Annotated in this window: 8 protein-coding genes; 2 read left to right on the top strand and 6 right to left on the bottom strand. The window is 42.7% G+C overall.

The features are described from left to right. Positions 1 to 1,737: a type VI secretion system baseplate subunit TssF gene (locus AC5JQI_RS09645; RefSeq protein ID WP_493914571.1), complete on the bottom strand. Its 1,737-nt coding sequence runs from the start codon at positions 1,735 to 1,737 to the stop codon at positions 1 to 3. A 734-nt stretch (positions 1,738 to 2,471) separates the two neighbouring features. Here AC5JQI_RS09645 and AC5JQI_RS09640 point away from each other — a divergent pair. Continuing rightward, positions 2,472 to 4,412 carry an exoribonuclease II gene (locus AC5JQI_RS09640; protein WP_493914570.1) on the top strand — a complete coding sequence of 647 codons (1,941 nt, stop codon included), beginning with the start codon at positions 2,472 to 2,474 and terminating at the stop codon, positions 4,410 to 4,412. Positions 4,413 to 4,721: 309 nt separating this feature from the next. Here AC5JQI_RS09640 and yciH read toward each other — a convergent pair whose 3' ends face one another. From yciH to AC5JQI_RS09620, 4 genes are all read right to left on the bottom strand, one after another. After that, complete coding sequence (gene yciH / locus AC5JQI_RS09635) at positions 4,722 to 5,045, bottom strand: stress response translation initiation inhibitor YciH (RefSeq protein WP_237386739.1); 324 nt, start codon at positions 5,043 to 5,045, stop codon at positions 4,722 to 4,724. After that, positions 5,038 to 5,778, bottom strand: a complete 741-nt coding sequence (pyrF, locus tag AC5JQI_RS09630) for an orotidine-5'-phosphate decarboxylase (protein ID WP_493914569.1) — start codon at positions 5,776 to 5,778, stop codon at positions 5,038 to 5,040. Before pyrF ends, yciH begins: the two co-directional genes overlap by 8 nt. Positions 5,779 to 5,915: 137 nt before the next feature. Continuing rightward, positions 5,916 to 7,085 (bottom strand): lipopolysaccharide assembly protein LapB, encoded by a 1,170-nt coding sequence (gene lapB, locus AC5JQI_RS09625; RefSeq protein WP_493914568.1) that lies wholly within the window; start codon positions 7,083 to 7,085, stop codon positions 5,916 to 5,918. Positions 7,086 to 7,091: 6 nt separating this feature from the next. After that, positions 7,092 to 7,406: a LapA family protein gene (locus AC5JQI_RS09620; protein ID WP_323855878.1), complete on the bottom strand. Its 315-nt coding sequence runs from the start codon at positions 7,404 to 7,406 to the stop codon at positions 7,092 to 7,094. A 705-nt stretch (positions 7,407 to 8,111) separates the two neighbouring features. Here AC5JQI_RS09620 and ribA point away from each other — a divergent pair. Next, on the top strand, positions 8,112 to 8,708 hold the full coding sequence (ribA, locus tag AC5JQI_RS09615) for a GTP cyclohydrolase II (RefSeq protein ID WP_493914567.1): 597 nt from the start codon (positions 8,112 to 8,114) through the stop codon (positions 8,706 to 8,708). A gap of 107 nt (positions 8,709 to 8,815) precedes the next feature. Here ribA and acnA read toward each other — a convergent pair whose 3' ends face one another. After that, positions 8,816 to 11,524, bottom strand: a complete 2,709-nt coding sequence (acnA, locus tag AC5JQI_RS09610; protein ID WP_493914566.1) for an aconitate hydratase AcnA — start codon at positions 11,522 to 11,524, stop codon at positions 8,816 to 8,818. Between the last annotated feature and the right edge of the window lie 237 nt (positions 11,525 to 11,761).

Genomic DNA, 11,761 nt, shown 5'->3' with positions numbered 1-11,761 from the left:
TCACATAATGGGGCGATACCCTTGAAGTGGACAAGGCGATAAACGCCAGCGGAGATTGGAAACATTTCCGATAACACTCATTCGCACCCGCATATTTTCGGTCAGACAAAACGGAAAAAACTGATATAACGCATTGGCAAAACGGAACATTTCTCCCTGACTGGTATAAACAGATTCATCCAGTGTCAATTCAATATGTACACAACGGTGAGGAACACCACGGATAAGCCAGTCCCCCGGCTCAGATTGAATGGCTAAAATACCCGCAGCCATTCGCTTGATATTACGGTGGATATGGCGGTCAAGATCAGCGTAAAAATCGTAATCGAGTAATAGTTGCTTTAGTGAAGAGACTGAGTTCAGCCAGAAACCATTTGCACCGTAGTGAGACAATAATGGCCAATATCGTGAAGAATCGGTCACGGGTGGATAGCTGGGAGCAGTCGGCGTAAGATTTTTGACTTGCAAACTATCAGGAATATCTTCACTCGCGTCACAGATAGCTCCCGCTGCCAATGTTGGCAAACGGGTATCAAAAGCTACAAAATGGCAGGTAAGATCTTGATCTGGAGCCTGTTCCATCGGTCGGGCATAACGATCATAAAAAATCAGGGCATATTCCAAACGCCCCAGTGAATCGCGGGTAATATCCAACGCATAAAACCAGATTTCTTCATCAGCATGGCGAAAAAAATGCGTGAATTCACTCATAGGATAAAACTGACATCGTTTACCGCGTTCTTTACCCGGCTCATCTTTTAACTCCAGATCAGTCAAGTGCCATATCCCTTGCCCTTCTGGCAAAGGTAGTGGATAACGGGCTGTATCTGGCGCAAAGGAAAAAGTTACCTGTGACTCACGTTCAAAGTTCATCACAGGGACACAATGAAGCTGGAAGGCATCGGCCAGTTGTGATTCAGACAAGGAAAGCACCTCACTGAGTCTCAGCGTCACACTGAACTGCCGGTTTTCCGTCATGGATAAACGGTTGCACATCGTTGTAGGCAGATCCAAGGTCAGAAAATGGTGAACATGGGGCAAGTAAAGCGATTCCATCAGCATTTGGGGTGCCCAGTGACCCGCTACCGACATTGGTGATGATAAAATTAAGCGCGAAGTTCCTGACAAGGGTTCAAACCAGAGCGGTTCGGCGGGATAAGTCAATCCGTTGTGATGCAATTCCGCACCAATCAAACTGCGGCACAACGCCAGCATTAAAGTATCCGCGACGACTTCATCAGGACTGAGGAACAGACTGACAGGGTGTATGGACCAATATTCATCCCTGCCTGTATAGTGAAAAGTCAACGTAATACAGCAGGTTTCTGCCTGATAAGTTATATTTCGCGCGACCAATGCCAGAGGTTCGATATCACAGGCTCTGCTTGTTATAAATGTCGCACCTGTATTAGCTGAAACCTCTGAATACTTCGGCAACGTAAAAGCCTCTTTCCCCCCTTCCATGACGTTAAATTGAATGACGCTCGTCGCGGGAATACCTTTGATAGGCAGTGCCTTTAATCGTTGCAGCAAAGGCAGTGTCATTTCGGGAAAGGCATCATCCACTTTTTGATGCACGCGGGCCATTAATGCTGAAAAGCCCTGATTGACTCTTTCGATATCAGGATCATATTCTCCCAGAATTTTGGCCAAATGAGGTTTTTCTTCACCAGACAATTTTCCAAGTTGCTTCAGGTAGTCCAATTCCCACTGATAATAATATTGAAAAAAATCCATACTTCCCTCCAATAAACCCACACCAGACGGAATATTATGCTTAAATTTCAAGTTATTTTTTATTTAAAAGATTTTTATAGTTATTATTTAAATGTAATCACTATAATAAGGTGAATTATTTTTTATTTTAAAAGATCGTATGAAGTTACATAACATCAAAGATCAATAAAACAACAAATATAAACATATTGTTAACACTTATTATAATAGTTAAGTTATTTTACTTTATCCCTGCTATTTATCTGACTGAGTGTAAATTATAGTGTTGATTGTTTTGTTATTTTAAATGTTGCTGAGAAGATGTTTAGGTTGGTTATAAAAAGTATGTTGTAACTAATACAAATAAAAATTTTATCACAATCATTTTATGTTTTGTTCGTCATCAGAAAAAATACAATAATCAAAATTAATTACGGCAATTAATTTTGATTGATATCCGCCCCCATCATTAAAGAAAATCAAATAACAATAATTGGAAATGATTATTTCCATAAGTCAGTCCACCAACAAATCAGAAACTTTAAAAACGATTGATATAAATTTAATACACCAATTGGTCAATCATATTCATACCCGGCAAGAGGAAGATAGCGTTCACCACGATAAATGTCGAATTATTGATCTCATTCCACAGTTTTTCCTGTTTTGATAAGATGTTACTTGCTCCATACCCTCGATTCGCGTAAAACTGTTACCTAAAATTATTGATAATAACTCCATACTCTCCAGATATTATGTTTCAAAATAATCCGCTGCTTGCGCAGCTAAAACAGCAACTTTACGCACAGACCACCCGCGTAGAAGGTTTAGTCAAAGGAACTGAAAAAGGCTTTGGATTTTTAGAAGTCGATGGCCAGAAAAGTTATTTCATTCCGCCTCCCCATATGAAAAAAGTCATGCACGGTGACCGAATTACCGCTGCTATCCATACAGATAAAGAAAAAGAAATCGCTGAACCAGAAACCCTGATTGAGCCATTCCTGACCCGCTTTGTTGGAAGAATCCAGAAGAAAGAAAACGATAATCGACTATGGATCGTTCCTGACCATCCATTATTAAAAGACTCTATTCTGTGCCGCCCTGCCAGCCAAGTTACCCATACTTTCGAAAATGGCGATTGGGCTGTTGCTGAGATGCGCCGCCACCCACTGAAAGGTGATCGCGGGTTTTATGCCGAAGTTACGGGTTACATTACTAAAGGCGATGACCATTATGCTCCGTGGTGGGTAACACTGACCCGCCATAGTCTGGAGCGTCAGGCTCCGGCTATGACAGATTGTCAGTTGGATGACGATTCTATCGAACGCATTGATCTTACTTCTTTCGATTTTGTTACTATCGACAGTGCAACAACTGAAGATATGGACGATGCTCTGCATATCTCCAAAAATGATGATGGCAGCCTGAAATTGTCTATCGCTATTGCTGACCCAACAGCTTATATCCAAGCTGGCAGTGAATTGGATAAGATTGCCTATCAGCGTAGTTTCACTAACTACCTGCCCGGCTTTAATATCCCAATGCTCCCGCGTGAACTATCAGATGATTTATGTTCGCTGCGCCCCAATGTTCACCGTCCTGCTCTGGTTTGCCAGGTTTCTATTCTGGAAGATGGTCAATTGGGTGATGACATTCAATTTTTCGCGGCTTGGGTAGAATCTAAATTCAAATTGGTTTATGACGAAGTTTCTGATTGGTTAGACGGTCAAGAAAGCTGGAAACCCGAATCTGCGGCTGTGACTACTCAAATCACTCTGTTGAAAGAAATGTGTGACCGCCGAAATAACTGGCGTCAGCAACATGCCCTGGTTTTCAAAGAACGACCAGATTATCGCTTTATTCTGGATGAAGGCGGCAATGTTGTTGATATCGTTATTGAGCAACGCCGTTCGGCTAACCGCATTGTTGAAGAAGCCATGATCACTGCGAATCTGTGCGCAGCCAAGATTTTACGTGATAAGTTAGGTTTTGGTATTTATAACGTCCACACAGGCTTTGAATCCACTCAGATTGACCAAGTCGTTGAAGTAATTAAAGAAAATGGTATTGAAGCTAATGCCGAAGCATTATTGCAATTAGAAGGTTTCTGCAAATTGCGTCGTGAGTTGGATAATCAACCTACACAATTCTTAGATAGCCGCATCCGTCGTTTCCAGACTTTCGCAGAAATTAAAACAGAACCAGGCCCACATTTTGGACTGGGTTTTGATGCTTACGCTACTTGGACATCCCCTATCCGGAAATATAGCGATATTATTAACCATCGACTGTTAAAAGCGATTATCCAGCAGGTTGAAGTGGAAAAACCAACCGAAGAAATTTGCTTGCAATTGACAGATCGCCGACGAGCAAATCGCTTGGCTGAGCGCGATGTCGGTGACTGGCTCTATGCACGTTTCTTACACGTTCATGCCGGTACAGACAAAAAATTCCCGGCAGAAATTATTGATATTACGCGTGGCGGCCTGCGTGTTCGTCTGGTTGATAATGGTGCCATCGCTTTTGTACCCGGGCCATTCCTGCATGCCGTTCGTGACGAACTACAATGTAGCCAAGAAACAGGTTCCGTATTAATCAAAGGTGAAACTGTTCACCGCTTAAATGACATCATCAATGTCCGTATTGAAGAAGTCAGAATGGAAACCCGCAATATCGTAGCCCGCCCTGTAGGTTAAGTTAGCCCCTCAAGTAATATTTCTATATATGTATAACTGCCGCCATTTATGGGCGGCAGTTTTGTAATATTATGGTTCAACAAATGATATCGCGGTAATCTGGCCAGATACTAAACGCGCGCCATTGGTTTTAGTTACTTATTTTACTCAGCCAGATAACGAAATAGCCCGCGCCCGTCCCGATGTGCTGGCTGCGGCCGCACGTATAGTGACTCAAAGCGGAATGCCTGACGAAAGTTGTTAGAAATAAATTCAATTAACAAGCTATGTGACTTATTTTCTACATAGCTTGTTAATAAGAAATAAAATTTAGCCTCCTGCCAGTTTCACTTTCATTCCTTTCGCTTCCAACAACTGTTTCAGTAAATCACGTTTATCACCCTGAATCTCAATTTCTCCATCTTTGACAGAGCCGCCGCAGCCACATTTTTTCTTCAATTCCGCTGCCAGCTTGGCTAACGTTTGATCATCAGCATCAATGCCCGTGATTACACAAACACCTTTACCTTTGCGCCCACTCGTTTGACGCTGGATACGTACAATACCATCACCTTTCGGACGCGCTGGTTTGATATTTTCTTCTTGGATACGGCCGCTATCCGTCGAATAAACCAAACGAGAGTCATTACCCATGAACGATTCCAATAGATTGATTAATATTCTTCAATGCCAGTGCTGGATGTTCTGCACGTGTAACAGGACGCCCGATCACCATATAATCCACTCCGGCCTGAACAGCCTGAAAGGGTGTCATAATACGACGCTGATCGCCAGCATCCGCACCTTCAGGACGGATACCCGGAGTTACAAGCTGGAACGCTTTACCACATACTGTTTTCAGTTGTTGTGCTTCATGAGCAGAACAAACCACACCATCCAGACCACACTGCTGAGCCAACAAAGCCAAACGCTCTGCGTGCTGTGCCGGAGTCACATCAATCCCAATCTCTGACAGATCAGACTGTTCCATACTGGTCAACACGGTAACGGCGATCAGCAATGGCGCCTCTTTACCATAGGGCAACAGAGCCTCTTTAGCTGCGGTCATCATTCTTGCACCGCCACTCGCGTGAACATTAACCATCCAAACGCCCATTTCAGCGGCAGCCGCTACCGCTTTTGCCGTTGTATTAGGGATATCGTGGAATTTAAGATCCAAAAATATATCAAAACCGCGCTGATGCAATGTCTGAACAAATTGTGGGCCGTACAGTGTAAACATTTCTTTGCCTACCTTCAGACGGCAGGATTGTGGGTCAATCTTATCGACAAATTCCAATGCCGAATTCTGATTATCATAATCCAACGCAACGATCACAGGCGGGTTAATCTGTTTATCTATTGTTTGAGCTATGTGGGAAGTCATTTTTAGGCCCTTTTCATTTACCAATGAACTTGAACTGTTCAAGAACTGTTAGTGAATGTTACTCACTAATACTAATGAAGATAAACATGTCTGTAGTCAAACATGCATTTATAATAACTTGATAATAAGTGACGGTGTCACTGACCATCTAAACCTCGAATCGGTTTAATCGAATCCCATGAGCGACACGATGGGCAATGCCAATATAACGCGCGGGAGGTGAAGCCACATTTGTGGCATCGATAATCAGGTTTCGTGCGGATTTGTTCACCTACCATACTACGCAAAAGAATGAGGCTTTCTTTAGCACGCCCTTCTTCTGCATCCGTCAAATGGTAGTCCATCAAGCGATAAAATAACCGCATTGTTGGATGGAATTCCAACTGACGATTAATGTAATTTTGGGCAACATCACGCCCTTCTCTCTTCTCAATAATGTCAGCCATATGCAGTTCGGCAATTGCACCACATTTTTCTTCCACACAGCGCTGTACAAAAGCTTCCCATTCATCCGGCTGGGACAGGTGCTGATAACATTCTTGCAACATCGGCAGAGCTTCACTGATCAGTTGCTTATCTTGTTCAAGGATACATTTCAATGCGTCAGCTGCTTTCAAATATTCTGCCTGCGCCATATAAACACGACCAAGCATAATTGAAACCCGGGCACAATTTTTATCTGCCTGAGCCGCTTTATGCAAATGACTATTCGCATCACTAAAATCATCATTACCCATACATTGCAGTGCCAATTCACAGTAAAAATGGGAAATTTCTTCTCTAAAATGATGTTTCCCCAGTTTCACTAGCTTTTCAGCTACTTCAATAGCTTTATTCCAATCACTGATTGATTGATAGATGGTTAACAAAGAGTTGAAGGCATTTTCGCGGAAGTCAGTTTCATCAACCAACTGAATGAACATATTTTCGGCTCGATCATAGACTCCAGCGGCCATATAATCCCGGCCAAGTTGCTGGATCGCAAGCAAACGCTGCTCGAATGTCAAAGAAGCACTTTCCATCAGGGATTGGTGAATCCGGATAGCTCTCTCAACTTCACCACGGGAACGGAACAGATTGCCTAACGTCAGATGAGCCTCAAATGCAGAACTATCCTCTTTCAGCATATCAAGAAATAGATCTACCGCCTTATCCTGTTGATTGGAGAGTAAAAAGTTAACACCATCAACATATTCACGCGAGAGACGGTCAGCCGATTGCTGTTTGTCTTGTTGAGCACTTCTGCGCCCCATATACCAACCATAGGCGGCAGCAATAGGAAGCAGCAGAAACAACAGCTCTAACATGGAGTATTATTCCTTGTTTAATGCTACGGTAGAAACGGCTTTTACAGATGAATCAGATGGTTGATCCAACTGAGTTTCCAAACGCTTAATTTTACGTTTTGCACGTTGCAGAGAAATACGAGTGCGTAGGTAAAAGGCCCCACAAATCCCCCAACCAAGGGTAAAACCGATAGCAAACAACGCGGCTAATAGTGTGGATATAGAATAATCGCCTTTGGCAATCAAATAATTAAATGTCACTATTTGATTATTATTTGCTCCCAGCGTGACTGAGATTACAAAAACAACCAGTGCCAGTAATAAAATCAAAAAGTATTTCACATTTCTTCCTGTTATCTATTGTTACTGATTTATACCTGTCGTCTTTCAAGTTGCCGCCTTGTTGGCTGCGTTCACTCACTCCGGTCACATAGTTATCTATACTCCAGGGGATTAATGAAAGGCTCCTGCCTTTCACCGGAGGCCAGCCTTTGGCTGGGCAAATTCGTTCCCGACTAATTTGTCATTCCCTTGCCATCGCGCTGCATCTTGAAATCCAATGGGTATAGTTATGCCAAATAACAGACATAGTGGCGTGCTAAATTAGCATTTCTCGTCTACGCAAAGGAAGCAATTTATTGCAACAAGCGCTGATTTGCTTCTTTTTGTGATGTTATTCTACTTGTCTGTTCTTAACCCTACTTTTTCTCTGAAATAATTTTATTCAATTAAAGCTACAAAAATCCGTTTATAGTTTAGCATGCTAATATTCTTATCATTGAAGAACATTCTGCTTTATCCCCTTTGCCTATGAATTTACTACTTTGTTAGCTGCATTTCCCTGTTAACGTACATTTGGTTATAGAAGACCTTTTGAAATCTATTAGGTTTATATTCATACATATTAATAAGCTCTGTTATAATGCGATGGCGTACATGCGTTGTGATCAGAGAAAATTTTTGCGTAGTTTTAACTGATATCTGAACCGATCTTGTTCTGAGTATCGCAATATTTATAACGAGTCAAATCAATATATGAATACTAAAATGCAGCTAAAACGAGTAGCTGAAGCGCAGTTACCTACGCCATGGGGTGAGTTTTTGATGATTGGATTTGAGGAAATCGAAACAGGCCGCGATCATGTTGCCTTAGTTTTCGGTGATATTTCTGGTGATGAGCCAGTATTATCAAGGATCCATTCAGAATGTCTCACCGGAGATGCTTTATTTAGCCTAAGATGTGACTGCGGTTTCCAATTGGAAGCTGCAATGTCACAAATTAGTACAGAAGGTCGTGGTGTTCTTCTGTACCACCGTCAGGAAGGCCGCAATATTGGCTTGCTGAATAAAATCCGGGCCTATGCTTTACAAGATCAGGGTATTGATACCGTTGAAGCCAATCATCAGTTAGGGTTCGCTGCCGATGAGAGAGATTTCACCCTTTGTTCAGACATGTATAAGTTGTTGGATATTCATGCAATCCGTCTTCTGACTAACAATCCTAAAAAAGTTGAGATCATGGTAGAAGCTGGCATTAATATTGTCGAACGGGTACCGCTGATTGTCGGGCGCAATCCCAAAAATGCTTACTATCTGGATACCAAGGCCAGCAGGATGGGGCATTTGCTATTCCAAGCGAAATAAAAGTTATTTATCTTTTGCAAGAGCTAAAAAAGAAAAACTGCGTCGGTGTGGGCGCAGTTTTTCTTTATGATTCTCTTTTATACAAACACTGATATTTTACTTTGCAATTATTTCAACATATTACGAATTACATAATGCAAAATACCATCGTTATAGAAATAAGCCAGTTCTGTACCGGTATCAATGCGGCAACGAGTATCAATCACAGTTTCCAGCCCATTGGCATAAGTAATTTTTATCCCGATTATCTGTCCTGGCTTAAGATTCCCCAATCCTGCAATATCAATCTTTTCATCGCCAATTAAATTTAATGTTTTACGACTGACGCCCTGAGGAAATTCAAGAGGCAATACCCCCATACCAATTAGGTTAGAACGGTGAATGCGCTCAAAAGACTCTGCAATCACAGCCCTGACTCCCAACAGTCTTGTCCCTTTTGCTGCCCAGTCGCGACTTGAACCTGAACCATATTCTTTACCTGCAATGATGGTCAGTGGTATCTTTTCTTCCTGATAACGCATGGCTGCATCATAAATCGCAAGTTGAGACTGTGACGGGATATGGCGGGTGTACCCTCCTTCAATATCCGGTACCATTTCATTGCGAATACGAATATTGGCAAATGTCCCTCGCATCATGACTTCATGGTTACCGCGCCTTGAACCATAAGAGTTAAAATCCTTTGGCTTCACGCCGTGCTCTTGTAAATAGTAGCCTGCTGGACTATCGGCTTTGATATTTCCTGCGGGGGAAATATGATCTGTTGTGACCGAATCTCCCAATATCGCCAATATATGTGCCTGATGGATGTCCGTCACTGGTTTAGGTTCGGCAGTCATATCACTAAAGAACGGTGGATGACGAATGTAGGTGGAATCTAGCTGCCAAGGATAAGTTGCTGAACCCTCGACATTCAAAGCCTGCCAACTTTCATCACCATCAAATACAGCATTATATTCTTTATGGAACATTTCAGTTCTGACTTTCCCAACCGCTTCCGCAACTTCCCGGCTATTGGGCCAGATATCTTTCAAGTAAACATCATTGCCTCGTTGATCTTTTCCGATAGGCTCACGAGTCAGATCTTTTGTCATGCTGCCAGAAAGTGCATAAGCAACCACCAACGGTGGCGATGCCAGCCAGTTTGTTTTTACCAATGGATGGATGCGCCCTTCAAAATTTCGGTTTCCCGAAAGCACCGCGCCCACCGTTAGGTCAAATTGCTTAATGGCAGCTTCAATCGGTTCTGGAAGTGGGCCAGAGTTGCCGATACAAGTTGTACAACCGTATCCCACCAGATTGAAGCCCAGTTTTTCCAGATATGGCATAAAACCCGCCAACTCCAGATAATCAGTCACGACTTTGGAGCCGGGTGCCAATGAAGTCTTAACCCATGGTTGGCGCTGTAATCCTTTCTCCACTGCCTTTTTAGCAAGTAAAGCGGCCGTCATTAATACACTAGGATTAGAGGTATTGGTACAGGACGTAATGGCAGCAATAACTACTGCACCATCTTGCAATGAAAAAGTCTGGTTATCTAAGACAACAGATACCGTTGATGAACGCTCCAGATTTTTATGGATATCAAGTTCCATGGCAGATTGGAAAGCCTGCGGTACATTCCCCAGCGCAACTCTATCCTGAGGACGTTTCGGCCCTGCCAGACTTGCCTCAACCGTCGACATATCCAACTCAAGACTGCTGGTGAAAATGGGTTCATCTCCTGTATTGCGCCATAAACCCTGCGTTTTACAATAGGATTCAACCAAAGCGATTTCGTCTTCATTGCGCCCGGTTAAACGCATATAACCCAATGTTATGTCATCAACAGGGAAGAAACCGCAGGTTGCACCATATTCAGGTGACATATTGGCAATGGTCGCTCTATCTGCCAATGGTAAATCAGACAATCCATCTCCATAAAATTCAACAAATTTGCCTACAACACCATGCTTACGCAGCATTTGCGTCACCGTCAGAACAAGGTCAGTAGCCGTGATCCCTTCCGCCAATTTTCCTGTTAATTTAAAACCAACAACATCTGGGATGAGCATAGAAACGGGTTGCCCCAACATTGCAGCCTCAGCTTCAATGCCCCCGACTCCCCAACCCAGTACACCCAAGCCATTAATCATCGTTGTGTGAGAATCCGTTCCGACCAGCGTATCAGGGTAGGCAAAATGCTTTCCATTCTGATTTTCATACCAAACAGCTTTCCCCAGATATTCAAGGTTAACCTGATGGCAGATCCCCGTTCCCGGCGGTACAACCCGGAAACGATTAAAAGCCTTCTGTCCCCAACGCAAGAACAGATAACGTTCATAGTTACGTTCCATTTCAATCTGAACGTTTTCCGCAAATGCCTGCTCCGTGCCAAATTTATCTACCATCACCGAGTGGTCAATGACGAGATCAACCGGAGACAACGGATTGACTTGTTCTACATTTCCACCAAGCCTCAACACAGCTTCCCGCATGGCAGCAAGATCCACCACCGCCGGAACGCCAGTAAAATCCTGCATGAGTACACGGGCTGGACGATAAGCAATCTCTCTATCTGCATGACCGTTTTTCTGCCATGCCACCAGCGCCTTTAAATCATCCTCCACGACAGATTCACCATCAATATTGCGCAGGAGATTTTCAAGCAGAACTTTAAGGGATTTTGGTAAGCGGGAGATTTCACCTAATTGCTCAGATAACAGAGGTAAACTGTAATAGTGATAGATTTGACTGTCAGTTAATTTGCCATCGATCAATGATTTACCTTCGATCAATAGTGTTGAAGCACAGTCCGTTTTCAATTTAAACGACATAACTTCTCCTTTCTTATTATTTTATGGCTAGCTACCCCTATTAAACATAACATATAAGTAGACATTTGTTATTCAGAGACCACATATTTTGCTAACCAGCTGTAAATTCTCAATTATTGATAAACTTTAGTGATGACATATAGAAAGTAGATGTGTTTTATTCTGCCATATACCAATGGGTTTCGAGTTTCTACGGGACGGTAAGAACCGAATCCTAGAAACATAACTATACTTATA

Source organism: Xenorhabdus sp. XBWT (assembly GCF_059072735.1).
The sequence above is the reverse complement of the archived record's forward strand: the minus strand, read 5'-3'. Positions and strand labels throughout refer to the sequence as shown.